The organism is Nitratidesulfovibrio oxamicus (assembly GCF_015731765.1).
GTDB classification, from domain to species: Bacteria; Desulfobacterota; Desulfovibrionia; order Desulfovibrionales; family Desulfovibrionaceae; genus Cupidesulfovibrio; species Cupidesulfovibrio oxamicus.
Genome location: NZ_VRYY01000088.1, coordinates 1 through 24753, shown reverse-complemented (window position 1 = coordinate 24753; position 24753 = coordinate 1). Strand labels below are relative to the sequence as shown.

The window sequence follows — 24753 nt, the reverse complement described above, 5'->3', positions numbered from 1 at the left end:
GGATGGCGGTCCCGGCGTACTGGCCCTGGCCGCGCGCCACCCCACCGTGCCGCGTGGCGCGGCAACCCTGCGCCTGGGGCTTACCGCCCTGCACCGGGTGGACGACGTGGCCCGTTGCGTGGACCTGCTGGCCCGCGCGTGGAAGGAAGAGGAAGAAACGCAGAATGCTGCACCGCACCCTGCTCCCCCCGATTCGGGGGCGGATACCGCTGGCGATGCACCCGGAGATCAAGCATGAACGCAATGAACCAGCCCCCCTCGCGCGCCCTGTTCGTGGTGGGCACGGACACGGGCGTGGGCAAGACGGTGGTTTCCATGCTGCTGCTGCGCGAGTTGTTCGCGCGGGGGGAGCGGCCCTTCTACGCCAAGCCCATGCAGACCGGGTGCAAGACCCCGTACGACACGGACAGCGACGCGGCCTTCGTGTACCGGCACGTTCCGGAACTGGCCGGGCGCGACCCGGCGGAGGCGGTGGGATGGTGCTTTGCGGCGCCTAAGGCTCCGCTCCACGCCGCGCGGGACGAAATGCGCGGCGTGGAGACGGAAGACCTGGTGCGCAGTCTGGCATGTCTGCGCAGTGAACACGCCTCTCTCGTCCTCGAAGGCGCGGGCGGCCTGATGGTGCCGCTCACGCCGGAGGCCCTGTGCATCGACTGCATCCGGGCCGCCGACGCCCGTCCCGTGCTGGTGGCGCGGGCGGGATTAGGCACCGTGAACCACACGCTCCTCTCGGTGGAGGCGCTGGTCCGGAGAGGGATGGAACCGGCAGGGATCGTTTTCGTTCACACCAAGGAACGTTCCGCATCCCCGGACCTTGTGCGGGACAACATGGAGGCGGTAGCCATGCTGTCCGGTTTTCCGGTGAGCGGCGTGGTGCCGCCCATCGAAAATCTGCTGCATCCGCCCGACGCCGCCTTTGCGCCCTTGCGGCGCATGCTCGACGTGCTGGACGGGACGACGATGCCAGATTAGCCCCGAACAGGGCTAGGCATCTGGAAAAAGGGCCATCAAATCCGAAAGCTCTTCCCGGCGGCGAATCAACCGGGGCTCCCCGTCAAGCCCGATGAGCACCTCGGCGGGGCGCAGCCGCTGGTTGTACGTGGAACTCATGGCGTAACCATAGGCCCCGGCGTCCAGCACGCCCAGGATGTCGCCCTCATGGACGGCGGGCAGCTGCCGTTCCTTGGCCATGATGTCGCCGCTTTCGCAGATGTTGCCCACCACGGTCTGGGGGTGCAGGGCCGCGTCGGGCGTTCCGTTCTTGCGGTACACTTCGATATCGTGGTGCGCGTCGTACATCACCGGGCGGGCCAGCACGTTGAAGCCAAGGTCGGTGCCCACGTAGCGGGTGGGACCGTTGTTCTTGGTGGCGTGCACGGTGCCCAGCAACAGGCCGCATTCGGCCACCACGTAGCGGCCCGGCTCGATGTAGAAACGGCCCTTGTAGCCGGTGCGTTCCGACCACCCGGAAATGAGCGCGTGCAGGCGCTCCGCCGTGGCGGCCAGGTCCAGCCGGGGCTGGTCCTCGTACTTGCGGTAGGGAATGCCGAAGCCACCGCCGAAGTCGATGACCTCGACAGTGTCGAACTTTTCCGCCACGGACAACAGGAAGTCCGCCGCCGCCACGTACCCTTCCGGCTCAAGGAACAGCGAGCCGATGTGCTGGTTGATGCCCGCCAGGGTCATGTCGTGCCTGGCCAGAATGGCCCGCAACTCGGCCAGCGAGGCCTCGGAGGGGTCCACGCCGAACTTGGTGGCCTTGCCCGCCGTGACCACCTTCTGGTGGTGCCCCGCGCCGATGCCGGGGTTGAAGCGCACCATCACCTTGCCGCCCCGGTTCACCCTGCCCAGGGTGTCGAGCTGCGACAGCGAATCCACGCTTACCAGAAGCCCGTGCGACACGGCGTTGGCCAGTTCCGCCTCGGACACGTTGTTGCACACGTACAGGATCTGGTCCGGGGTGAACCCGGCGGCCTTGTTGACGTGGATTTCGCCGGGCGACATGGCGTCCACCACCAGCCCTTCCTCGCGCACGATGCGCAGCAGGGAAAGGTTGGTGTTGGCCTTGGCCGAATAGTTCACGAAAAAGCCGGGGTGCGACGACAGGGCCTTCATGTCGCGGCAGCGCTTGCGCAGCAGGGCCTCGCTGTAAACGTACAGGGGGCTGCCGAAGGCGGCCACCAGTTCTTCGGGCGTGGTCCGGCCGAAGAAGCCGACCGCATCGGTGTACGTGGAACGAACGTTGGGCATCAAGGTCTCCGTCGTGTTTCCGGTGCAGGGGCGGCGTTGCCCGCCTGCCCGGTGGTGCGTCAGTCGTCAGAAACGGCCCCTGCCCCGCCTTCCGGCATGGCGGCGCGGATGCGGATCAGCTCCATTTCATGCAGTATGGCCTCGCGCATCAGGTACACCAGGTGCTCGTTGCGCGAATACAGGCAGCGCCCGCTCACGCCCGGCTCCAGCAGGCCCGCGATGACCTCGCTGGTATCGGCGATGAGCTTCACGTGGCCGGTGCCCGCCTGGTTCTTCAGAAAGGTGGCCCCGGCAATGCCCGGCTCGGCATTGGACAGCAGCACCACCTTCAGCCCCCGCGCCACGCAGTCGTCGAACTCGCGCCGGAACAGCGCCACGTTGTCCGCGTGCATGGATGCGTACACCCGCAGCCGCGCCAGGTGCAGCATGTTGCGGATCTTGTCCTCGGTGTTGCGCAGGCCCGCCACGGTCAGATAGGGCGTCTCGTCCGGCTCGGTGTCCGGCAGGTTGGCTTCAAGGAATGCCAGCGTGCCTTCGGCATCGCGCCGCAGGTTCAGCAGCAGTTCCTCTCGCGGGACAGCCATGTAGCGGCTGGTGTCGCCGCTGGCCACCACGGCCCCACCCTTTTCCACCAGGCTCGACAGCGCCGCGTAGGCGTTGGAGCGCGAAATTCCGGCGGCCTTGGCCGCCTCGTACCCGGTCATGGGATTCTGGCCCGCATGCCGCAGCAGGGTGAGGTACATCAACGATTCCTGCTGGGTGAAACCGAACTTGCGCAAAGCCTGAATGAGTTCCATGTGCTTCCTTCCAAAGGCCCGCCGGGATGGCGGGGTACCGGTGCATGAGGGCCGGATGGCCGGATTACCCGACCGGTGGTCGGACGGCGAACTGATGGGCGGCAGTGAGCGGGGCTGACGACAACGTCGCCTTGCGCTACACTTGCCCGTGTGCCGTCCCGGCATCCGCCCGGGTTTCTCCGCCCCGCTCCGTGCGCCATGGCCAGTTGCTGGTCATGGCGGCACCGGGTCCCTTGCGCGGCGGGAAAGACTCATGCGTGGTACTGATTGGTACTACTACCGCCGCGATTGTGGTTTGTCAACGCCCGAAGCACGAAATCCGGAGCCTGAAGGCCAGCGGGGCACCGCACCTGCGCCGTGTCCTCCGCCCCCCCGGCCCCGTGTTTCCAGCCGCTGTCCGTACATCGCCGCGCCCCGCCGCAAACAGGCCGGGACACGGCAGGAGAACCCATGGAATCCCTTTCCGACCGCGTCCGGGCGACCACCCCGCACATCGTCGACCTGCGCCGCCGCCTGCACCGCATCCCCGAAACCGGCTTCAACGAGGTGCGCACCGCCGCCCTGGTGGCCGAAGAACTGGCCGCGCTGGGCCTGCCGGTGCGCACCGGCATTGCGGGCACCGGGGTTACCGCCCTGCTCGATTCCGGGCGGCCCGGCCCCGCGGTGATGCTGCGCGCGGACATGGACGCCCTGCCCATCACCGAGGCCACGGGTCTCCCCTACGCCTCGGAGAACCCCGGCTGCATGCATGCCTGCGGGCACGACATGCACATGGCCATGCTGCTGGGCGCGGCGCGGGTGCTTGCCGGGCTGGCGGCGGAAAATCCCGGCGCCCTGCGCGGGCGCATCCTGTTCCTGTTCCAGCCCGCGGAGGAAGGTCCCGGGGGGGCCGCGCCCATGATCGAGGCGGGCGTGCTGGACGATCCCAGGGTGGACGTGTGCCTTGGCGCGCATGTCTGGCCGGAGATTCCCGCCGGTTTCGTGGGGGTGAAACCCGGCCCGCTCATGGCGGCCATGGACCGTTTTGAACTGACCGTGCTGGGCAAGGGCGGCCACGCCGCCAACCCGCACCTGTGCGTGGACGCGCTGGAAACCGCCACCCAGGTGGTGGGAGCACTGCAACGGGTGGTCAGCCGCATGACCAGCCCGCTGGAACCGGTCATCCTGACCATAGGCGAACTGCACGCAGGCACGGCCTACAACGTCATTCCCGGCGAGGCGCGCATGGCGGGCACGGTGCGGGCCTTCGCGCCCGAGGTGCGCAACCTGTGGGAACAACGCATCAACCAGGTGGCGGGCGGGGTATGCGCGGCCATGGGCGCCACGCATCGGCTGGATTTCCGGTGGTGCCACCCGGCGGTGCTCAACGACCCGCGCGCGGCGGCGGCAGTGCGCCGCGCCGCGCAGGACGCAGTGGGCGCGGATCGCGTGATGGAACCGGTACCCACCATGGGCGGCGAGGACTTTTCCATGTTCCTGCAACGGGTGCCGGGGTGCTTCTTTTTCGTGGGTTGCGGCGGGCCGGGCGTGGCCCCGGTGCACAACCCGTGCTTTGCCCCGGATGAATCGTGCCTGCCCGTGGGCGCCGAGGTGCTCTGCCGGGCCGCCGTGCAACTCTGCGCACGCTGGGATGCGCCGCAAACCGGGGAATAACCGGAGACCGAGGTGCAGCCTGCGACCGGATGCACCGTGCCCCGCCAGTTCCCGCCAGTTCTCGCCAGTTCTCGCCAGTCCCCGCCAGTTCTCGGCAATATCGGCCACGCGGCCCGCACCGTGTGGCCCATCCCTGCGCCGGGAATAATCTTTGACATTCCCCACGGGGCGGGCGATGGTCCACGGGCCTGTCCGGTCGTTGCGGCTGTTGCCGCCCCATTCATTCCGACTGGCGGATACCCACTACAGATTCTCCCCCAAGGAGCCCCCAAATGGCACTCAAGAACGGCGATACCGTTCGCGTTCACTACACCGGGACGCTGGACGACGGCACCGAATTCGATTCCTCCCGCGACCGTGAACCCCTGGAATTCACCCTGGGTGAAGGCATGCTGATCCCCGGCTTCGAAAAGGCCGTGCTGGGCCTTGGCAAGGGCCAGTCGGTGAAGATCACCATCCCCGCCGACGAAGCCTACGGCGAGCACGTGGAAGAAATGATCATCACCGTGCCCCGCGACCAGGTGCCCCCGCACATCGAACCCGAAGTGGGCCTGATGCTGCAACTCATGACCGACGACGGCGAACTTGACGTCACCGTCACCGACGTCACCGAAGAGCACGTCACCCTCGACGCCAACCACCCCCTGGCGGGCGAAGACCTGACCTTTGACATCGAACTGGTCGAAATCTGCTAGGCCGATTCCGGCCCGTTTCGGCCAGCCGCCGATAAAACCGGCCAGCCAGAAGCCTTGCCGGACAGCGATACCCCAGCCCGACCACCGATCGACACGCCAACGGCGCCCCCGTCAGGGAGGCGCCGTTTTCGCGTCTGCATGCTGGCAGATCGTCCGCTTCAGGAGCCACTCAGCGGCCCGCGCAGACGGGGGGGGCCTGCGCCTGTTCCTCGCCGTCGGGGGCTTCCTGCGCCTCCACCATGGCGTGGTCGACGTCATCCCACAGCACCACACGGTTGCGCCCCGCCTGCTTGGCCCGGTACAGCGCATGGTCGGCCCTGGCCAGCAGGTCTTCCAGCGGCCCGGCACCGTAACGCGGCGCAACGGTCATGCCCGCCACTCCCACGCTGATGGTCACGGGCACGGACATGCCCGCCTTGCGCAGGTCGATGCGCTCCACGGTGCGGCGCAGGCGCTCTGCCAGGGACATGGCGTGGGGGGCATCGGTATTGGGGGCAAGGATGGCGAATTCCTCGCCGCCCATGCGCACTGCAAAGTCGGACGAACGCACCGTGGCCATGATGGCGGCGGCCAGTCTGCGCAGCACCTCGTCGCCGGTGGCATGCCCGTGCACGTCGTTGATGTGCTTGAAGTGATCCAGATCCAGCATCAGGCAGGCGCACGGCTGCCCTGCCCGACGACAGATGCTGACGATGCGCGCACCCGCGTCGGCCAACAGGCGACGGTTGGCCAGTCCGGTCAGTTCGTCGGTGCCGGACAGGCGCTCCAGTTCACTCACGTGGGTGCTGATGCGTTCGGACATGCGACAGTAATTGCGGTGCAGCCTCTCCAGTTCCGGGGGCAGGCCCGCTACATCAAGGGAGGGGCAGGCACTGCCGTATTCCCCGGCCATGATCTGCTCGGACATGGCCGAAATGCGTTCCACGGGGCCGGTAACCCGCTGCGCGAGGCGCAGCAGGAATGGGGTAAGCCCGGCAATGGTCAGGCCCGATACCGCCAGCAGGAGGAGCAGCAGCCGGTGCATGTCGCCCAGTATGTCGGCCACGGCGCGTTCCTGTACCAGCAGCCATTCACCGTTCTTGAGCGACAGTCCGACCCCCAGAACCTCGACACCGACGCGGTTGCGGTAGATGTCCGGCCCGTCAACGAGCATATCAAGCGGGGGCAGCGGGATGGGCTGCGCATCGTCCGGGGCCAGCAAGGGTACGCCGGAGGCGGCGTCCACCAGAAAGGACGGATCCACCGGGGTGCGTCGCAGGCTGCTGACCATTTCGAGCAGCGCGTCGATGCGCACCGCGCCGAAGACCAGCCCCGCAAAGTTGCCCTGCTGATTCAGCACCGGGGATGAAAAAATCACGATGTCCTTGCCCGAGGTGCGCCCCGTCAGCACGCGCGAGATGAACGGCTGCCCCTGCCGTGCCCGCAGGAAGTATTCGCGGTCGGAAAGGTCCACCCCGCCTTCCGGCATGTCGAGGTCAAGCACGGTGCGCCCGGCGGCATCCACGTAGACCAGGGAACGAAAGTCGCCGTGGGCGTCGAGAAAGGCATGAAAGTCCCGCTTCATGGCAGGTAGATCCACGGTGCGCACCGCGGCGGTGCGCGACACGTGCACCACGTCGGCCAAGCGGTAGCCCAGCCAACGTTCCACGTCGTAGCGATGGTGGCGCAGTTCCGCCTGCATCTCGCCCTGGGCCTTGCGCAGGCCTTCGCTGCGCAGCACGCCGTAGAACGCCGCCAGCGGCAGCGACAGCGGCAACAGGATGAGCAGCAGTGAATAGAGCCGAAGTTGCGCCTTTATGGTACGGCCAGGCCGCATGGTGCAAGTCCCCCCGAATGGCTTTTCGGCCTGTCCCGATAAATTCGGCCTGTCCCGATAAATTCGCCCTGTCCCGATAAATTCGCCCTGCCCCGCCTTCAACGTCCCGCCTTCCATACCCGTGGCAAGTCGGCAAGTGCGGCATGTGCGCCGTGCTGCCGGCACGCCGTGCATGGCATCGACAAGGCCCAATGTAAACGGCACGAAACCCGCGCGCAAGCGGATGGGTGACGGCAACAAGGCGGAGGCCGCCAAGGCACCGAAAGGGTTCAGCCGCCCATGGGAAGCGCCCCCCGCAAACGCGAACGGGGCGCCCCGAAGGACGCCCCGTAGTGGTTGCGCATGTTGCCCTGATGTTGCGCCGATGACGTGCGGGCCCGGCCCGGCGGGGTTAGCCCCCCGCCAGCATGGCGGTGCCGACCTGGTACACGGCCACGGCCAGGCCGAAGGCCAGGACGGTGCTGAACACCGTGCTGAAAATGGCCCAGCGCCACGAGCCCGATTCCTGCTTGATGGCCACAACGGTGACGAAGCAGGGGGCGTACAGCAGCACGAAGACCATCAGCGCGGCGGCAGCGGCGGGGGTCCAGTGCGGGTCGGCCTTGATGCGTTCGGCCAGCGACCCGGCGTCCTCGGCGTCCACCTCGCCCAGCGAGTAGGCCGTGCCCAGGGTGGAGACGATGACTTCCTTGGCCGCGAAGCCGCCCACCAGGGCGATGTTGGTGCGCCAGTCGAACCCGGCGACACCGGTGACGGTCTCAAGGGCGATGCCCACGCGACCCGCGATGGAGTATTCCAGACCGGCGGCAGCCTCCTCGGCGTCGATGACGGCAAGCTGCGCCTCGAACGGATCCTCTTCCTCGCCTTCGGCGGCGGCTTCACTGGACTCACCGGCTTCATCGGCGGCAGGCGCCTCGGCCACGGCATCTCCGGAAGCGCCCTTATCGGCTTCGGCGGTTTCCGCTGCGACAACCTTTTCACCGGCGGCTTCCGCCGCTTCCTTCTGGGCGGTGACGGCTGCGCGCTGCGCCTCGAACGCGGCGGTGCGGTCTTCCGGCAGTTGCGGGAAGGTCATGGCCGCCCACAGCAGGATGGAGATGGCCAGAATGACGGTACCGGCCTTCTTGATGTACTGCCAGGTGCGTTCCCAGGTGTGGATGAGCATCCCGCGCAGGGTGGGCAGGCGGTACGGGGGCAGTTCCATGACGAAGGGAGTGGATTCGCCCTTGATCACCGTGGAGCGCAGGATGCGCGAGACGATGAGCGCCATGCCCCAGCCCAGCAGGGTAAGGGCGAACATGGCCTGGGCTTCCTGCTCGGCAAAGAACACGCCCACGAACAGGATGAACACCGGCAGCTTGGCGCCGCAGGTCATGAACGGCGCGGTCAGGATGGTGGCCAGCCGTTCGCGCGGGCTGCGCAGGGTGCGCGCAGCCATGACGCCGGGCACGGCGCAGCCACCCGCGATGCCGCCGGACACGATGTAGGGCATCACCGAGCAGCCGTGCAGGCCGAACAGGCGGAACACCCGGTCCAGCATGTAGGCCACGCGGGCCATGTAGCCGGAGTCTTCGAGGAAGGCGATCATCATGAACATCAGCATGATCAGCGGCACGAAGCCCATGACCCCGCCCACGCCGTCGATGATGCCCGAAACCACCAGCGATTTCAGCAGCCCGTCGGGCAGCGCGGCAGATGCCGTCTCGTTCATCCAGCCGAAGAAGGCTTCCACCCAGCCCATGGGGTATTCGCCGATGGCGAACGTGATTTCGTAGATGCCGTACAGCACGGCCAGCATGATCACCGGCCCGAGCAGGCGGTGGGTGAGCACGCGGTCCATGCGGTCGGAGGCGGCAAGGCGCTGCGAAAGCTCGTCGTGGCGGGTCAGCACGCCCTGGCGCAGCACGCCGGAAATGTAGCCGTAGCGGTAGTCGGCGATGACGGCTTCGGGGTAGCTGTTCAGGGTGGCTTCCAGATGGCGGGCCACCTCCGAGGCCATGGCTTCCAGCTCTGCCGCCAGCGGACCGGCGGCGCGACCAAGGGCGCGGATGTCCTCGTCGCTTTCCAGGTACTTCAGGGCCACCCAGCGGGCCGGGTACTTGTCGGTAAGGAACCGGGCGGCCTCGATGCGTTCGACCATGCGGGCCAGCACCGGATCGAGGTCGGGACCGTAGGAGATTTCCAGCGGCTTCCAGGGGGTGCCGCGCCTGGCGTCGCCGTGGGCGACGGCGGCGGACATCAGGCCCTTCAGGCCTTCGCCGGTGCGGGCCACGGTTTCCACCACGGGCAGATCAAGCAACTGCGACAGGCGCGCGGCGTCGATGCGCAGCCCCTGCTTGCGGGCCTCGTCGATCATGTTCAGGCCGAGGGCCACGGGAATGCCCAGTTCCATCAACTGCACGGCCAGGTACAGGTTGCGCTCCAGCGCGCCCGCGTTGATGACGTCGATGACCACGTCGGGGCGGTCTTCCACCAGCACGCGGCGGGCCACCACTTCTTCCTGGGTGTAGGCGGTAAGCGAATAGGTGCCGGGCAGGTCCACCACGCGCACTTCACGCCCGTCCACACGGGCGATGCCTTCCTTCTTTTCCACCGTGATGCCGGGGTAGTTGCCCACATGCTGGCGCGAGCCGGTGTACTCGTTGAACGCGGTGGTCTTGCCGGAGTTGGGGTTGCCCGCAAGGGCGACGATGACGTTGGCGGACATGGTTACTCCTGCGGACGGGGCTTGGCGTCGATCTCGACGGCGATGAAGTCGGCTTCATTGTTGCGCAACGAAAGGGTGAACCCCTTCAGGCGCAGGGCCACCGGATCCATCAGGGGCGCACGCCCCATGACTTCCACTTCCGCACCGGGAATCAGCCCCATGTCGCGGATGCGCCGCCCAAGTTCGCCATGCGCGTCAACCTTGGCGATGCGCGCCCGCTGGCCCACGGCCAGTTGCCGCAGGGGAATGGTTTTGCCCATCTTCGTGTCTCCTCCTCGCTGTGCGCGGGCTGGCTGCCCCCGCGAAATTGAAAATCTTTCTCATTGAGTGGCGTTAAAAAAAGGCACGGCCCTCGGGCCGGCCATTACCAGCTTGTCACAGTGCTATTTGCCGCAATCGCAGGATGCGCCCGGCTTGGAGGCGATGTGCCCCCCGCCGCAGCAGCAGCCTGAGCCGCCGGAACTGCCAGAGCAGCCGCACCCGCACCCGCCCGACTTGCGGAACAGGTACCGCCGCGCGACATACCCCGCCGCCGCCAGCACGATGGCGACAACCACAAGGGTATCCCAACTCATATGCTTCTCCTTGTCGATGACCGTGACCGACTGCCGTCGACGGTGGCGCGCGCCATGCGCGGACTCCGCCGGGGCTCTCCCGTCCGGCCTGCATCCGAAGCGATCACTCGTTTCGGCCTGAAATGCCGTGTATCAATCTGAAATATTGTGGCACCTGCTAGTCGCGCAGTTGCGGCCCGGAGTGCACCGGTTCGCAATAGACGTCGCAGGCCAGGGTGTCTCCCAGCACCAGCGAGGCATCGCGCACCCGGACGCAACATGCGCCCCCCTGCGAGCAGACCTCCAGTTCCGTACCGGGCGTAATGCCCAGCGCGCACAGCCGTCCACGCTCGCCCTGCCTGTCGCAGAGACGACGCACCCGAACCCGGCATCCGGCGGGAACATCACTCAACTTGCAACAAGCCATACGCGTCTCCTTGGTCCGGCCAGCACGGGCCGCCTGCCCGCACCGCGGCTGCCGCGCGGGGCGCGGGCAACAGATGCAGGGTCGGGAATGCATGCCCGACGGCCTATCTGTGCACCTCCTGAAAATGATTGTCAAGTTCCTTCTCGACAAAAACCACCACTCCAGGCCCGGCAAGCGCCCACTCACGACATGTCCCGGCATGGTCACAACTTCACGTTCGGGGCATGGGCAAGAACTGGACGCGCCCAGCCCGCTGCGGTAGCCTTTCCGTCCGTCGCTGCAACCCGGCCAACTTCCCGTGCGGGCACGGGCAAGGCGTCGGACGCATCAATCACAGTTTTCGCAGGAGTCTTCGCCGCAATGCCGCATTCCACCTATCCCGGCGCCGTCGCGCCAGAGGGGCCAGAGGGGCCAGACGCGCCAGCCATGCCGGACTCGCCTTCGGGCGCCGGGGCCGCAGGCACCTTCGCCCGTTTCGCGGAACAGGCCCGCACCTGTCTGCCCTCCGGCCTGGACGAGATCACCGCTTCGGACATCGCCGGCATTGTGGCGCTGACCGCCCGGCTCATGGCCATCCGCTCCACGGCCTCGCGCCCGGAAGAACTGGCCCGCTGCGCCGACGTCATCGCCGCCTGGCTGGCCGACAGCGGCATTCCCTGCACCCGCATGGAACACGAGGGCGTGCCTTCGCTGCTGGCGGGCAACCCGGCCCACGCCGCGCCGCTGGCCCTGCTGGTGCACTTCGACGTGGTGGACGGCGCGGACGCCATGTTCACCCCGCGTCTGGACGCTGCGGCAGGCGTGCTGCACGGACGCGGCAGCATCGACGACAAGTACGCCGTGGCCATGGCCCTGGTGCTGTGCCGCCGCTGCCTGCGCGACCTTTCGTCACGGGGCCTTGGCCCGGACGCCCTGCCCCTGGTGCTGGTGATCACCGGCGACGAGGAAACCGGCGGGCGCAACGGCGCCTTCCGCGTGCTGCCGCACGTCCGAGCCGACTTCTGCGTGGCCCTGGACGGCGGTTCGCCGGGCTCGGTCATCATCAAGGAAAAAGGCGTCATCGACCTGGTGCTCACCGCGCGGGGCAAAAGCGCCCACGGCGCCAGGCCCTGGCTGGGCGAAAACGCCGTGGATGCGCTGGTGCGCGACTACGAGGCGCTGAAGCCCCTCTTTCCCGGCCTGTACCCGCAACTGGCGGGGCTGACAGCGCCTGACGCGCCGTCCCCCTCCGCCGCGTCGCCGCAGGCGCAAGCCCACTGGCACCGCACCCTGAATCTGGGCCTGCTGCACGCGGGCACGGCGGTAAACCAGGTGCCCGGTGAAGCCGTGGCCCATCTGGACGTGCGCTACACGGAACACGACGATCCCCACCAACTGGTGGCCGACATGCGTGCAGCCGTGCAGGGGCAACTGGACGTCACCCGCATGGAGCCGCTGTTCGTCACCGGCGACACCCCGTGGCTGGACAGGCTGTTGCGCCACGCCCCCGGCGCGGCCACCGGCTGCGCCCACGGGGCCAGCGATGCCCGGTTCCTGACCGATCTTTCCATGGCCGGGGTGGTCTGGGGCGCGGAAGGCGAAACCAGCCAGCACACCGACCGGGAACACCTGCTGATCGCCAGCCTGGCGCCGGTGTACCAGGCCCTGCGGGCCCTGGCGCGAGAGGCAGGCAACGAATAGCCTTGCCCGTGCATGTCTGCGCGGACGGCCCTTCGCGGCACTGGCACCATCACCCGGAAACAGCTACAGGCCAGACATGACCGACGACAACGGAACATCGCGGACAATGACCAACGCGGCGCACCTGCTGGACGTACGCGACCTGAGCGTGGAATTTCCGGGGCGGCCCGACGCGGACGGCACGCCGGGCGCCCCCCTGCGCGCCGTGGCGGGAATATCCTTTTCCATACCGCCTGGGGGCACCCTGTGCCTGGTGGGCGAATCAGGCTGCGGCAAGAGCATGACCGCGCTGGCCCTGCTGCGCCTGGTGCCGGAACCGGGGCGCATCGCCTCCGGGTCGGTGCGGCTGGAAGGGCGGGAACTGCTGACCCTGCCGGAACCGGACATGCGCGGGGTGCGCGGGCGCAGCATCTCGATGATCTTTCAGGAGCCCATGACCTCGCTGAACCCGGTGTTCCGGGTGGGCGAGCAGATCGCCGAGGGGCTGCGGCTGCATCTGGGACTTTCCCGGTCCGATGCCGCAGCGCGCGCCGTGGACCTGCTGCGGCAGGTGGGCATTCCCTCGCCGGAACTGCGCGCCCGCGACTTTCCGCACCAGATGAGCGGCGGCATGCGCCAGCGGGTGATGATCGCCATGGCGCTGGCCTGTGATCCGCGCCTGCTCATTGCCGACGAGCCCACCACAGCACTGGACGTGACCATCCAGCGCCAGATACTGCGCCTGATGCGCGACCTTGCGGCCCATCGGGGCGCATCGGTGCTGCTGATCACCCACGACCTGGGGGTGGTGGCGGAAACAGCCGACCATGTGGCCGTAATGTACGCCGGGCGGATCATGGAGCATGCGCCGGTGGCCGACTTTTTCGCGCGTCCGCTGCACCCGTATGCCCAGGGGCTGATGCGTTCGGTGCCGCAGGCCGTTTCCGGCCCGCGCGCCGAACGGCTTTCGGCCATTCCGGGCACTGTGCCGCCGCTGTGGGCGCTGCCGTCCGGCTGCACCTTCCGCGACCGCTGCCCGCACGCCTTCGAACGCTGCGCCGGGCAGGAACCGCCCCTGCTGACCATGCCAACGCAACCTGCCGCCGTTTCAGCAGCTGTCGCCGCCATCGGGGACGATGCGACCCAATCGCACGGTGTGCGCTGCTGGCTGCACGCCCCCAAGGAATGACGGGAGGGGATCGCCCCCCCCGGACGTCACCTTCCCGTGCCCGCACGGTGCGCCCCGCAGTGCGCCGCCCGGGCCTCCGCATCGCCCCGGAACCTCCCATGCAGACGGCCCGCGCCGCATGCGCCTGTACAGCAGCGCACAGGCCTGCCGCATCATCGCCGTTCACGGTGCGATGGGACTGCCATGCCTGCCCCCCCACGCCCTACGTTATAATGGGGAATAACCCTACTGCGACGAAAGCAGGTTTACAATTCCACCGGGGGCACATATAACGTACCGTGTTATTTTCAGACCAGCCACATCATAGTCAAAGGCTGCCGACATGTCGAAAACCGTTGTGCTCGTCGAAGACCTCGATATCGTCCGCGAGGGGCTGAAAGCCCTGCTCGGGGCATACCCCGCGTTCACCATCGTGGGAGAAGCCCCGGACGGCATCCAGGCCTTGAAAATCGTTGAAAAGCACATGCCGGACATCGTGCTCATGGACCTGACGCTGCCGCTCATGGACGGCACGGAAGCCATCCGCGAAATCAAGCGGCGCTGCGAATGCACCAAGGTGCTGGCGCTGACCGCACACAAGAAGGACAGCCTGATCTACCGTACCCTCAGCGCGGGGGCCGACGGCTACGTGCTGAAGAACGTTTCCAGCGACATCCTGGTGCAGGCCATGGAAACGGTGCTTTCCGGGCGCAGGTACATCAGCCCCGAAATATCCGAACTGCTCATCGAGGACTTTCTGCGCCACGGTCGCCGCGAAAGCGGATCGCTGCTGGATCTTTTGAGCGACCGCGAAAAGCAGGTGCTGAAGCTGGTGGCCGAAGGCCACGGCAACAAGATGATCGCCGACAAACTGTGCATCAGCCACAAGACCGTGGAAAAGCACAAGGCCAACCTGAAGCGCAAGCTGGGTGCCGACAGCACGGCGGAACTGGTCAGCTTCGCCATCGAGCACGGGCTGACCGTCACGCCTTAGCCGAAGGGCGCCCCGCCGCACGGTACTGCCTGATCGGCCACCCCTGAACAGTTGCAAAACGACGGGCCGGACTCCACTGCGAGTCCGGCCCGTCGATGCATTTCATGGCGGAAAAAAGTGGCGGGGCCGCTGTTCCCGACACGGCGGCTCCTGTGCCTCCGCAGGGGGGCCAAGCGTGCGGGTCGGGCTTCATGCCACCGGTGGGCAGGCCCGACTGGCCAGGCAGACCCGATTGGCCGGGCTACTTCGCCAGGTCGGGCAATTCAGGCAGCCCAGCCAGGCCAGACAGGCCAGACAGGCCAGACAGGCCAGACAGGGCGGCTCGCAGCCAGGCCAGGGCGTCGGACGCTGCGGCCATGTCGGCGTACCGGGCGGAACATTCCAGCGCCGCGGCGCAGGCGGCCCATTCCGGCATGACGTAGTTGGCCGCCATGCCGCGCAGGGTGTGGGCCACACGGGCCAGCAACGCCATGTCCCGCGCCTGCAGCGCATCGTCCGCCTGCCCGACCAGCGACTCTGCCGTGCGCCAGACGCCGGGCAACAACGGGCGCAGCAACTCCGGCATGGCCGAAATCAGGGCCTCTGCGGAAAGCCGCTGCCCCGAGGGCACGCCGGGTTCAGCCACCCTGCGCAATTGACCGCACCGGGCCAGCGCCAGCGCCATGTCGGCAAGGTCCACGCATCCGGGTGCATGGGCCGGGCCGGACGCTGCGACGCGACGGGGCTCCCCGACCGACGGGACGTTCTCTCCGTCCACATCGCGGGGGCGCACCACCGCCACCAAGGCATCCTCCCAGCCGGAAGGCACGGCGGCACCCTCTCCCCCAAGCCGCACCACCAGACGCAGGGCCGGTACGGGCATGCCCGAGGCACCCGACATGGCGGGCGTGCCGGATTGTACAACCGCGCCTGGCGCATCCTCCATCGTAAACGCGCGTGGCGCGTCATCTATCACAAACGCGCGTGGCGCGTCATCCATCACAAACGCGCGTGGCGCGTCCTGCGGACTTCCGGCGTGCACGAGCGCCCCCGGCAGCAGCAGGACCACTTGCGCCGCCAAGGTCTCGCGCACGGCTACGCTCGCGTCGCTCACCAGCACGTGGAGTTGCCTCGTGTCCGTTCCCGGCGCGGCTGCATCGGCACGCGCCAGATCCGGCTGCTCTCGTCGATTAGGGAACGGCGTGGCGCCGCCCCCCCTGGCCTTGGGCATCGTGTCTCCTCCCCCCGGCGGACGGGACGACGCTGCGTCCCGGCCCGATGTCTGCTCCGATGCTATCGGCAGGCATGAGCCTTTGCCTTAGCCCCGGCCCGACGCGCAAGTATTTTTCCCCGCCCGCCAGCGGCTTTCGCGACAAGGAAGGCGATGCGGCCAGGATTTGCAAGGTTTTTAAAAAAAACGCTTGCCAAGCGAACGGCGTTTGGCTAGAAGACCCTCCTGCGCCGAAGTGGTGGAATTGGTAGACACGCTAGGTTCAGGGTCTAGTGGGGGTTCCCCCGTGGGAGTTCGACTCTCCCCTTCGGCACCATCGGAGACGACATGCCCGGCCATTCGGTCGGGCATGTTCCGTTTGGTCTCCCGATCGCCCGCTACGCAGGCAGCTACCGGGACCATTCCCTGGTCCACACCTGATGCAAGGCGCCGCCTGTACACGCAGGAAGGTACGGTCGCCCCACCCACCGCACGCCACTGTGCGCACCCCGCCCCGTCCATCTTGCCTCTTCGCCGTTGCCGCCCCAGCCCGGACACTCCCCCGAATGGGCACCGCATCCCGCCGCCCCTGCCAGTGCGCTCTTCCACGGCCAGTTGCCGACGCCCGCGCGTCTTCACACCGCTCCGGGCGACGGGGGGTGGGCGACCGGGAGACAACCGGGGGCCCGCAAACCGCCCACGCACCACGCAACAACATTGCCACATTGCAGAGGTACACTCCACAGCAGACGTGTACAAACCGCCACATCCCGCACACAATAATGGCGCGAGGGAACCCGTCCGGGTTATGCTTGTGTGGTCCCCCCCCTCACGGAGGTTCATATGCGCCTTCTTGACACCATGCGGAACCGCCTGCTGGTCCTGTTCCTGCTCTCCGGCCTCGCCCCCGTCATCATCATGGGGTTTTGGGCCGCCCTGCTCAGCGACAACGCGCTGAAACGACAGGCGACAGACAGCCTGACAGCCATCCGGACCATCAAGGGGCACCAGATGGCGCTGTATTTCGACCAGCGCATCCAGTTGATCTCCGTTCTCACGAAATCGCCGTGGCTGGGGCCCGCGCAGGCCGAACTGGATGCGTCTTTCCGTGCCGCAGGCGGCCCCAAGGGGCCTTTCAGGGGGTACGCCAAGGGCAAGTTCGATGCCCCCCCTCAGTACAAGACCGTACACGACAGGCTGCACCCCGGTTTCGCCGAATTCATCAACGACACGGGCTTCTACGACGTGCTGTTGCTGGACGCCGACAAGGGCGACGTGGTGTATTCCTTCGCCAAGGAAGACGACTTCGCCAGCGAGGCAGGCAGGATGGACACCCCCTTGCGGGATGTGTGGCGCAAGGCGCTGCAAACCGGCCAGCCCGCCCTTTCCGACATGAAGCCCTACGCCCCCTCGGCAGGGGCTCCGGCCATGTTCATCGCCGCGCCCGTAACCGTGGCGGGCAGAAACGTGGGCGTGGTCGTACTGCAGATATCCAACGAACAGATCAACGCCATCATGCAGGAGCGTTCGGGCATGGGCCAGACCGGCGAGACCTATCTTGTCGGGCCGGACAAGCGAATGCGCTCCGATTCCTTTCTCGACCCCAAGAACCATTCTGTCGATGCCTCGTTTGCGGGAACGGTGGAACGTAACGGCGTGGATACCGAAGCCAGCCGGGACGCGCTGGCGGGCAGGCCCGGTGCGCGCATCATCACGGACTACAACGGCAACCCCGTGCTTTCCGTGTACTCGCCGCTGAAGGTGGGCGACACGACCTGGGCCCTCATCGCCGAAATCGACGAGGCCGAGGTGTACGCACCGGTTCGTGCGCTCAAGCTTTCGCTCGCGGGCGGCGTCGTCGTCGTCACCTTCGCCATGCTCGGCGTGGCCTGGGTCGTGGCACGCTCGGTCACCCGCCCCGTGAACACCCTCCGCGACTTCGCCACAGCCATCGCGCAGGGCAACCTGGACGCGCAACTTGCCGACGGATTCAAGGGCGAACTGCGCGACCTCTCGGAGGCCATCCGACGCATGGTAGCCGAACTCAAGGAACGGCTCGGCTTCGCCACCAGCGTGCTGCGCGCCATTCCCATCCCGGTGGTCACCACGGACAGACATGGTGACATCACATTCGTGAACGATCATCTCGTTGCGTTCATGGAAGATCAGCACTCCGTCGAGCACTGGTCGCAGGGGCGCGCCGCCGGAGAACTCTTCGGCGACCATTGCCCCACCTGCACGGAACTCGCCCTGACCCGTGACCGGGAAACCGTGACCGAAGAAACCCTGCGCACCAAGAAGGGACAGGTGCGTACGGCGCGGCTGACCGCCGCCCCCCTGCATGACCGTGACGGCAACACCATCGGCGCCATCGAACTCTTTCTTGATCTTACCGACCTGAAACGACAGGAAGAGGCCATACGCCGCACCAACGAGGCCATTTCCCGGGCGGCGGACCAGGCGGATTCCATTTCGCAACAGGTATCTTCGGCCGCCGCAGAAATTGCCTCGCAAGTGGACGAATCGGCGCGGGGGTCGGATATCCAGCGCGCCCGCACGACCGAAAGCGCAACGGCCATAGAGGAAATGAGCGCCACCACCATCGAGGTGGCGCGCAACGCGTCGACCGCGGCGGAACAGGCCGATACGGCCATCCGTCAGGCCCGATCGGGAGAAGAGGTGGTGCGCAGGGTGGTGCAGGCCATCGACATCGTGCGCGAGCGTTCCGAAGCGCTCAAGCTCAGCCTGGCAACGCTGGGCGTGAAGGCGGACGCCATCGGACAGGTCATGGTGGTCATCAACGACATTGCCGACCAGACCAACCTGCTGGCCCTGAACGCCGCCATCGAGGCCGCCCGCGCCGGTGACGCCGGGCGCGGCTTTGCCGTGGTGGCCGACGAGGTGCGCAAACTGGCCGAAAAGACCATGAACGCCACGCGCGAGGTGGGTGAGGCCGTGCGCGCCATACAGGAAGGGGCGCGCGCCAACATCGGCGAAATGGACAAGGCCGCCACCGCCGTCGGGGAAAGCACGACCCTTGCGGGTGAAGCGGGCAAGGCCCTGGGGTCGATCGTGCACATCATCGAGTCCACGGCGGACCAGGTGCGCAACATCGCCACCGCAGCGGAACAGCAATCCGCAGCAAGCGAGCAGATCACCCGCGCCAGTGACGAGATAAGCACCATCGCGTCCGAGACGGCGCAAGCCATGGGCCAGTCTGCCGAAGCCGTGACGGAACTGGCCAGGCTGGCGCAGGAATTGCGCGGCGTCATCCAGGACATGGTACGCGCCGGACAGCAGTAGACGCCGCGCCAGGTCGATGGTTGCAGATTGAGGGCCGAGGGCGCCCCCCCCAAGGCAAAGGAACGCTCCCTGATTCTAACCGCCTTGTCCCGCCGGACGAAATCGAGCATGTTGCAGTAGCTTTTTCCATCTTCGAAAAGGTACACGCCATGCCGCTGCCAACGCATCGCCAGTCATCACGCTCCGCCGCCATGCTGTTGCGTGGCGGCGTGGGGCTGGGGGTGTCCATCGCCTGCGTGTGGTACCTCATGCGGGCGGGCCTGCTGCGCGCGCATCTGCCACAGGTGCTGGCCCTGCCGGAAAGCTCTGGCGAATGGGTAATGCCCGTGGCCATTGCCACCATGCTGGCGTGCGCCCGTTGCGTGTCGTTGCAGCCGCACGCCACGCGCCTTTCGCGCGTGCATGACGCCGCGCTGGCGGCCCTGCTGCTGCCGCTGCTGGGGCTGGTGCCGGGGCTGGGCCTGCACGGCACGGGCATGGAGGTGGTTATCGGCACCCTGGCCGTGGCGGGGGCCGCACTACTTTTCCATGGATGGGGCGTGCGGCTGGCGGCTCTGTCCGGCCTGGACACCGCGCTGTGCTTCGCCATGGCCACCTTTGTGGCGGAAACGGTGCTGGCCGTGTCTGTTTCCGGCCTTGGCGGCGAGACCGTCTGGCTTGGCCTGGGCGCGGGACTGCCCCTGCTTTCCCGGTTGCTGCTCGGCAACATCACCCTGCCCGAAACCACCGACGACAAGGACCCCGTCCCCCTGCGCCCTCTGCCCGCCACCCTGCTGGCGGCGCTGTTCCTGGCCAGCGCGGCCTGCGGCCTGTTCTACCAGTTGCTGGACCAACTGCCGCCGGAAAGCGACGCCACGGTCATGGCCTCCAGCGCGGTGTTCTGCGGAGTGGCCCTCTGCGCGGCCATCCTGCTGCGCATCCTGCCTTCCCTGGCCCCGCGGCACCTGTTCCGGCTGGCCCTGCCGTTGCTTGGGTTGGGCTTTGCCACGCTGATGCTGCTGGGCCAGCGCATGCCGCGCGTGCCCATGTTCATCCAGCTTTCGGGCAGCGCCCTGCTGGACGTGTTCATGTACTCATCGCTGCTGCACAGCGCGGGCCTGCACTCCGGGCGCAACCGCGTGCGCATCCTGGCCCTGTACTGGGCGCTGCTGTTCGGTTCGCAGTGGGCGGGCAGCCTGCTGTTCATGACGCTGGCGCTGCTGTTGCCGCCGGACATCGCCCACATTCAGGTGCTTTCGCTGGCGGCGGTGTGCGCCATCATATCCATCATGCTGGTGGTGCGGCCCGACCCGGCCACCTATATGGGTTGGCGGCTGCCGGGACACGTGCCAGACGACCCGGGCGAACCGGTCTGCGCCAACGACGATGCCGAGTGCGACGACGAAGCCGCCCTGCGGACCATCCTTACCGGCTTGTCCGATATTCCCGGCCCGCCCCTCCCGTCCAACACGTACGGCACGTCCGGCACATCCGGCACATCCGGCACATCCGGCACGCCCGGCACATCCGGCACGCCCGGCACGTACGGCGCGGAACTGCAGGTACCCGCGAATTACCGCCTGCATGACGCAGGGGCCGCCGACATGACGAGCACAGCGGGCGTATCCGGCACATCCAATCCTGCCGGCGGACCTGCTGCGCCCGGCACGCCGGGTGAACCACACGCGCCTGGCGCAGCCCGTCACCCGCACCCTGCGGACCAGCCCCGTGCGCTCACCCAGGGCACCGCACCTGCCAGCGTGCCGATCGCCGCATCGTCTGCCGCATCGTCTGCCGCATCGATCGCCGCATCGATCGCCGCATCAGGCAGCCCGTCAGACAGCCCGTCAGACAGCCCATCAGGCCCTCACTCCGCCCCCGCGTCCTTCGCCGCGCCCGCAGATCCTGCCCGCCCCATCCTGTTCGGCAAAGCTGCCCCGCGCACCTATCCCTCGGCGCCGCCCGCCGCCTGCCTGGCCGATTCGTTGCGCCGCATGGGCCTTACCCGCCAGCAGGTGGCCGTCACCCTGTTGCTGGCAGATCGTCACAGCGGCCCGGAAATCTGCGACAGGCTGAACATTTCGTACAACACCCTCAAGACGCACGTGCGCAACATCTACCGGCAACTCGGCGTGGCCAACCAGGAGGAATTGCGCAACGCGGTCATCCGGTTCGATCCGGCCCATCAAGGCGCATGACCGCGATCCAGCACGCCTGACGGCACTCTGACGATACTCCGACGGCACTCTGACGGCACTCTGTACGCCATCACGTTGCGAACCGCGGCCTACCGGCACGCCATTCCGCGAACGCGCATGGCGCGTTTCGGCATGCGGTACACCCGCCATGCCGCCCTCCCTACAAAATCACCCGAAAAATCACCCAGAGAACCGTTACAAGGTGATTGCTTTTTTCCTTTCGCCATGTATTGTACCGCCGTCGTTACTGTTTCCCATGCTGGGCACCACAGGAATAGTGCGGCCCGCTGGCCGCTTTTTTGCTGCGGAATGTGTGCTGGCGAGTAGTCTTTTTTCTAGAAAAGTTATAACACGCTTGCGCGGCAGCAAATTATTGTTGCAAGGTCAGAGCCGCACAGAGGGGGGGATTCGCCGGGCCACAGGGGGGCCTTTCGACCTGGCGCATTCCACACATCCACACGAGCAGAACCGGACGGACACCTCACCGTCATAAGCCGCCGCTGCCCTGACCGGTATTGGCGGCGCATGACGAGCGACCGGGCTTGATCTCGCGGTACGCCTTCACCGACACGGCGAGGGTTCCGTGCGTCACGCTCAGGCCTTGCGATACGGCACGACAACAACGGGTGGCCCCGGCCCCCCGCGAAACCGTAATCGGGATGGTGGTTCCATGGGTCTGCACGCCAATGCGTCCTCCACCGGGCGACTGCTCGAACTCATCCGCAAGGGCGATGCAGCGCGCCCCGCTCTCCGGCAAGAGCCCGGCCAATCGGGTCCCGGCAAGTGGAACATCCCGCTGCTGCGCCCGCTGAAGGAACGCCGCGTGCTCGGCGTCGAGTGGCGTGGCCGCTGCCTGTATCTGGCGGAAAGCCGCCACGGCCGCACGGGCCTGCCGGTATTGCAGGGGGTGCAGGCCATCCGCATTCCCGCAGGCATACGGCCCGGCGACGACGCCTTTTCCTCCTTCCTGCGCCAGCAGGTCCTGGACTTCTGCGGCCCCGCCCCCGACCTTGAGGTATGGGCCGCCCTGCCCGACGAACACGCCGAACACTGGCACTTCCGCATTCCCAAGGTTTCCGCCAAGGAACGCGACGACGTGGCCTTCTGGACCGCCCGCAAGGAACGCGAGTTCGACGAGCGGCAATCGGTGTTCGACTGCACCATCGGCGGCGAAATCATCGAAAAGGGAGTGCCCAAGCTTCCCGTCACCGCCACGCTGGCCGTGCGCGCCGCCCTTGGCGAGGTGCGCAACATCGTGCAGCGCGCGGGGTTTGCCCTTGCAGGCGCGGCCACGCGGGTCATCGCCTCGCACAACCTGTTCACCACCGGCTGGCTCGACCCGGCAACGGAACAGTTCGCGGTGCTGCACATCGACGAGGAATCGACCCGCATCGACATTTATTCCTCGTCGCAGGTGGTGCTGAGCCGCATGGTCAAGACCGGCTTCGCCAGCCTGGCACGCGCCCTGGTGGAATCCACCGCCGGTACCGCCGCCCCCCTTTCCGATGACGACGCCCGCACCCTGCTTCTGCGCGACTCCACCTGCCTCCTGCCCGTCCACGACAGGCAAGAAGCCAGGGGACAGGGCACCACCGGCCAGCCCGTGCCGGTGCCCGCCGCATCCCCGGAGACGGCCCAGCCCGCAGCCCGGCCCGCGCCGGACATCGGCACCAGCATCGCCCCCGCCGTGGAACGCCTGGTGCGCCAGTTCGAACGCACCATGGACCACTTCTCCAACACCCTTGGCTACCCTGCCGTCTCGCGCATGTTCCTTTCCACCCCCGGCGGGTGCCTGCAACCGCTGGTGGACGAATTCGGACGTCAGGTGGGCATTCCGTGCACGGCGCTGAGCAGCCAGCGCGGCCCGGCCACGCCCGGCGCCGAACTGGACATCGCCAAGCTGCCGCCGGACTGCGCCGAAGCCCAGTGGGCCGTTGGCCTTTCGCTGTCCAGCGACGACCGCACCCAGAACTGCGTCAACACCTTTCGCGAACGCAAGCAGGCCCGCCAGCGCGAACGCCTTCGCCTGGCCGTGGCCGTGGGCAGCATGGTGGTGGTGCTGTGCACCTCCGTCTTCGCCAGCATCCAGGGCGCGGCCCTGCTTTCTGCCCGGAGCGAACGCGACGGCCTGCGCCAGCAGCTGACCGCCTTTGGCGAAACCACCGACAAGGCCAGACTGCTGGCCACCTCTGCCAAGGGCAAGGCGCTGCGCCTGGCCGTGCAGTCCATGAGCCGCCGCCAGATGCCCGTGGCCCTGCTGTCGGAACTGGCCGCCGTCACCCCTTCGGGAGTGCGGCTTTCCGGCCTGCGCCTGACGCAGCTGGACCACGGCCAGATACCCGGCGCAAGGGATGCCAAGGCGAGGTCGTCGCAGCCGCAGGGCAAGGCCGACGCCGCCGCCGATGCCACGGCCATGGCCGTGGTCACCGGGGTTGTAGCGGGCGACATGCTGCAACGGGAAGCCATGCTGGCCGACTTTCTGTACCGGCTGGAACGCTCGCCCATGGTGCTTTCCGTCACGGTGGAAAAAAAGTCCCCTGAAACGGGCGCCGCCACGGAATCATTGCAGTTCATAGCCACCCTCAAACTGGTGTGACGGGCACAGCCATGCAAGCATCCAAAAGCACCTCGCCCTTCCTCGTTCCCGTGCTGTCCCTTGTGGCCATCGTGGGCATGACGCTGCTGCTCATCATGCCTGCCATGCGAGAGACGGCCCGGGTGCGCGAAGAAGCGGCGCAGATCCGCGCCATGCTGCACATGCAGCAGACCTTCGCCCCGGTCATTGCCGAAATGAAGGCCGACGCCGCCCGCTTCGACACCACCCTCGCCCGCCGCACGGCGCTGGCCGCGCCCACCCCGCCCGCCCTGACCGAGGCCATCGGCACCTTGCAGGACATGGGCAACCGCGCCTCGCTCAGGGGCGTGCGCTTTGTCCCGCTGGCGGAATCGGTGCTGGGCGGCAGCGACATGGTGCGGCTGGACGGCGTCATGGACGGCCCGCTGGAATCGTTCCGCGCCTTTCTGATGCAGGTCACGGCACAGCCGTGGCTGGATCGGGTGGAATCCATGGAAGTGACGGCAGGCACCCAGTGGCCGGGCTACAAGGTGTCCATCTGGGTGAAGGTAAACGGCAACACAACGCGCATCGGTGGGTGACGGCATGACCCGCAGGGAACAGATTCTGATCGGCATGGCGGGCGTTGCGGCCATCGTGGCGGCGGTCATCCTGCTGCTGCCGTCGGGCGCATCGCGGCCCGTACCGACGGCCAGCGCCCCCGGCGCCCTTTCGGCCAGCCTGGCGGCACCGGCGAATGGCGACGCCGCACCTGCCTCACCCGGCGCCCCCTCACCGCTGGCGGGGCTG

Annotated in this window: 18 protein-coding genes, 1 tRNA gene and 2 pseudogenes; 13 read left to right on the top strand and 8 right to left on the bottom strand. The window is 67.4% G+C overall.

Features of this window, described 5'->3' with window-relative positions; translation table 11 throughout:
• Both FVW20_RS04150 and bioD read left to right on the top strand, forming a co-directional pair.
• Positions 1-238 (top strand): annotated as a pseudogene (locus tag FVW20_RS04150) (hypothetical protein); the annotation flags it as partial.
• Positions 235-972: a dethiobiotin synthase gene (bioD, locus tag FVW20_RS04145; protein ID WP_231038846.1), complete on the top strand. Its 738-nt coding sequence runs from the start codon at positions 235-237 to the stop codon at positions 970-972. The pseudogene FVW20_RS04150 and the gene bioD, both read left to right, overlap by 4 nt.
• 12 nt (positions 973-984) lie before the next feature.
• Here bioD and lysA read toward each other — a convergent pair whose 3' ends face one another.
• A complete protein-coding gene (gene lysA, locus FVW20_RS04140) occupies positions 985-2250 on the bottom strand; it encodes a diaminopimelate decarboxylase (protein ID WP_196608412.1) in 1266 nt (421 codons plus the stop codon).
• 59 nt (positions 2251-2309) lie between these two features.
• Positions 2310-3047 (bottom strand): TrmB family transcriptional regulator, encoded by a 738-nt coding sequence (locus tag FVW20_RS04135; RefSeq protein ID WP_196608411.1) that lies wholly within the window; start codon positions 3045-3047, stop codon positions 2310-2312.
• A 450-nt stretch (positions 3048-3497) separates the two neighbouring features.
• Here FVW20_RS04135 and FVW20_RS04130 point away from each other — a divergent pair, with 450 nt between their 5' ends.
• The gene (locus tag FVW20_RS04130) at positions 3498-4700 is read left to right on the top strand and encodes a M20 metallopeptidase family protein (protein WP_196608410.1); all 1203 of its coding nucleotides are present in this window, start codon (positions 3498-3500) and stop codon (positions 4698-4700) included.
• A gap of 272 nt (positions 4701-4972) precedes the next feature.
• The gene (locus FVW20_RS04125) at positions 4973-5395 is read left to right on the top strand and encodes an FKBP-type peptidyl-prolyl cis-trans isomerase (RefSeq protein WP_012612157.1); all 423 of its coding nucleotides are present in this window, start codon (positions 4973-4975) and stop codon (positions 5393-5395) included.
• A gap of 169 nt (positions 5396-5564) precedes the next feature.
• Here the strand turns inward: FVW20_RS04125 and FVW20_RS04120 are convergent, their stop codons facing one another.
• From FVW20_RS04120 to FVW20_RS04100, 5 genes are all read right to left on the bottom strand, one after another.
• Positions 5565-7211 carry a sensor domain-containing diguanylate cyclase gene (locus FVW20_RS04120; protein WP_196608409.1) on the bottom strand — a complete coding sequence of 549 codons (1647 nt, stop codon included), beginning with the start codon at positions 7209-7211 and terminating at the stop codon, positions 5565-5567.
• 391 nt (positions 7212-7602) lie between these two features.
• Complete coding sequence (gene feoB, locus FVW20_RS04115; RefSeq protein ID WP_196608408.1) at positions 7603-9918, bottom strand: ferrous iron transport protein B; 2316 nt, start codon at positions 9916-9918, stop codon at positions 7603-7605.
• A gap of 2 nt (positions 9919-9920) precedes the next feature.
• Positions 9921-10178: a FeoA family protein gene (locus tag FVW20_RS04110; protein ID WP_035065827.1), complete on the bottom strand. Its 258-nt coding sequence runs from the start codon at positions 10176-10178 to the stop codon at positions 9921-9923.
• A gap of 123 nt (positions 10179-10301) precedes the next feature.
• On the bottom strand, positions 10302-10493 hold the full coding sequence (locus FVW20_RS04105; protein ID WP_196608407.1) for a FeoB-associated Cys-rich membrane protein: 192 nt from the start codon (positions 10491-10493) through the stop codon (positions 10302-10304).
• A gap of 157 nt (positions 10494-10650) precedes the next feature.
• Positions 10651-10899, bottom strand: a complete 249-nt coding sequence (locus FVW20_RS04100; protein WP_196608406.1) for a FeoA family protein — start codon at positions 10897-10899, stop codon at positions 10651-10653.
• A 360-nt stretch (positions 10900-11259) separates the two neighbouring features.
• Here FVW20_RS04100 and FVW20_RS04095 point away from each other — a divergent pair, with 360 nt between their 5' ends.
• The 3 genes from FVW20_RS04095 to FVW20_RS04085 all read left to right on the top strand — a co-directional run bounded on the left by FVW20_RS04095 (position 11260) and on the right by FVW20_RS04085 (position 14720).
• Positions 11260-12579: a M20 family metallopeptidase gene (locus FVW20_RS04095; RefSeq protein WP_231038845.1), complete on the top strand. Its 1320-nt coding sequence runs from the start codon at positions 11260-11262 to the stop codon at positions 12577-12579.
• A gap of 76 nt (positions 12580-12655) precedes the next feature.
• The gene (locus FVW20_RS04090) at positions 12656-13747 is read left to right on the top strand and encodes an ABC transporter ATP-binding protein (protein ID WP_196608405.1); all 1092 of its coding nucleotides are present in this window, start codon (positions 12656-12658) and stop codon (positions 13745-13747) included.
• 322 nt (positions 13748-14069) lie between these two features.
• Positions 14070-14720: a response regulator gene (locus FVW20_RS04085; RefSeq protein ID WP_196608404.1), complete on the top strand. Its 651-nt coding sequence runs from the start codon at positions 14070-14072 to the stop codon at positions 14718-14720.
• 241 nt (positions 14721-14961) lie between these two features.
• Here FVW20_RS04085 and FVW20_RS04080 read toward each other — a convergent pair whose 3' ends face one another.
• Positions 14962-15600, bottom strand: a complete 639-nt coding sequence (locus FVW20_RS04080) for an Hpt domain-containing protein (RefSeq protein WP_196608403.1) — start codon at positions 15598-15600, stop codon at positions 14962-14964.
• 559 nt (positions 15601-16159) lie between these two features.
• Here FVW20_RS04080 and FVW20_RS04075 point away from each other — a divergent pair.
• From FVW20_RS04075 to FVW20_RS04050, 6 genes and pseudogenes are all read left to right on the top strand, one after another.
• A tRNA-Leu gene (locus FVW20_RS04075) sits at positions 16160-16246 on the top strand.
• A 506-nt stretch (positions 16247-16752) separates the two neighbouring features.
• Positions 16753-19212, top strand: coding sequence for a methyl-accepting chemotaxis protein (locus FVW20_RS04070; protein WP_196608402.1), 2460 nt, complete (start codon positions 16753-16755; stop codon positions 19210-19212).
• Positions 19213-19361: 149 nt separating this feature from the next.
• Positions 19362-21389, top strand: coding sequence for a helix-turn-helix transcriptional regulator (locus tag FVW20_RS04065; protein WP_196608401.1), 2028 nt, complete (start codon positions 19362-19364; stop codon positions 21387-21389).
• Positions 21390-22059: 670 nt separating this feature from the next.
• Positions 22060-23985: a hypothetical protein gene (locus FVW20_RS04060; protein WP_196608400.1), complete on the top strand. Its 1926-nt coding sequence runs from the start codon at positions 22060-22062 to the stop codon at positions 23983-23985.
• Positions 23986-23996: 11 nt separating this feature from the next.
• Positions 23997-24545: a hypothetical protein gene (locus FVW20_RS04055; RefSeq protein ID WP_196608399.1), complete on the top strand. Its 549-nt coding sequence runs from the start codon at positions 23997-23999 to the stop codon at positions 24543-24545.
• A 4-nt stretch (positions 24546-24549) separates the two neighbouring features.
• Positions 24550-24753: pseudogene (locus tag FVW20_RS04050) on the top strand (hypothetical protein); the annotation flags it as partial.

Excerpts from the sequence above, each read along its gene's own strand:
- bioD (WP_231038846.1), top strand. The coding sequence starts at position 235 with ATGAACGCAATGAACCAGCCCCCCTCGCGCGCCCTGTTCGTGGTGGGC.
- FVW20_RS04090 (WP_196608405.1), top strand. The coding sequence starts at position 12,656 with ATGACCGACGACAACGGAACATCGCGGACAATGACCAACGCGGCGCAC.
- FVW20_RS04125 (WP_012612157.1), top strand. The coding sequence starts at position 4,973 with ATGGCACTCAAGAACGGCGATACCGTTCGCGTTCACTACACCGGGACG.
- FVW20_RS04060 (WP_196608400.1), top strand. The coding sequence starts at position 22,060 with ATGGGTCTGCACGCCAATGCGTCCTCCACCGGGCGACTGCTCGAACTC.
- feoB (WP_196608408.1), bottom strand. The coding sequence starts at position 9,918 with ATGTCCGCCAACGTCATCGTCGCCCTTGCGGGCAACCCCAACTCCGGC.
- FVW20_RS04095 (WP_231038845.1), top strand. The coding sequence starts at position 11,260 with ATGCCGCATTCCACCTATCCCGGCGCCGTCGCGCCAGAGGGGCCAGAG.
- FVW20_RS04110 (WP_035065827.1), bottom strand. The coding sequence starts at position 10,178 with ATGGGCAAAACCATTCCCCTGCGGCAACTGGCCGTGGGCCAGCGGGCG.
- FVW20_RS04080 (WP_196608403.1), bottom strand. The coding sequence starts at position 15,600 with ATGTCGGGTGCCTCGGGCATGCCCGTACCGGCCCTGCGTCTGGTGGTG.
- FVW20_RS04065 (WP_196608401.1), top strand. The coding sequence starts at position 19,362 with ATGCCGCTGCCAACGCATCGCCAGTCATCACGCTCCGCCGCCATGCTG.
- FVW20_RS04105 (WP_196608407.1), bottom strand. The coding sequence starts at position 10,493 with ATGAGTTGGGATACCCTTGTGGTTGTCGCCATCGTGCTGGCGGCGGCG.
- lysA (WP_196608412.1), bottom strand. The coding sequence starts at position 2,250 with ATGCCCAACGTTCGTTCCACGTACACCGATGCGGTCGGCTTCTTCGGC.
- FVW20_RS04120 (WP_196608409.1), bottom strand. The coding sequence starts at position 7,211 with ATGCGGCCTGGCCGTACCATAAAGGCGCAACTTCGGCTCTATTCACTG.
- FVW20_RS04070 (WP_196608402.1), top strand. The coding sequence starts at position 16,753 with ATGCGCCTTCTTGACACCATGCGGAACCGCCTGCTGGTCCTGTTCCTG.
- FVW20_RS04135 (WP_196608411.1), bottom strand. The coding sequence starts at position 3,047 with ATGGAACTCATTCAGGCTTTGCGCAAGTTCGGTTTCACCCAGCAGGAA.
- FVW20_RS04100 (WP_196608406.1), bottom strand. The coding sequence starts at position 10,899 with ATGGCTTGTTGCAAGTTGAGTGATGTTCCCGCCGGATGCCGGGTTCGG.
- FVW20_RS04055 (WP_196608399.1), top strand. The coding sequence starts at position 23,997 with ATGCAAGCATCCAAAAGCACCTCGCCCTTCCTCGTTCCCGTGCTGTCC.
- FVW20_RS04130 (WP_196608410.1), top strand. The coding sequence starts at position 3,498 with ATGGAATCCCTTTCCGACCGCGTCCGGGCGACCACCCCGCACATCGTC.
- FVW20_RS04085 (WP_196608404.1), top strand. The coding sequence starts at position 14,070 with ATGTCGAAAACCGTTGTGCTCGTCGAAGACCTCGATATCGTCCGCGAG.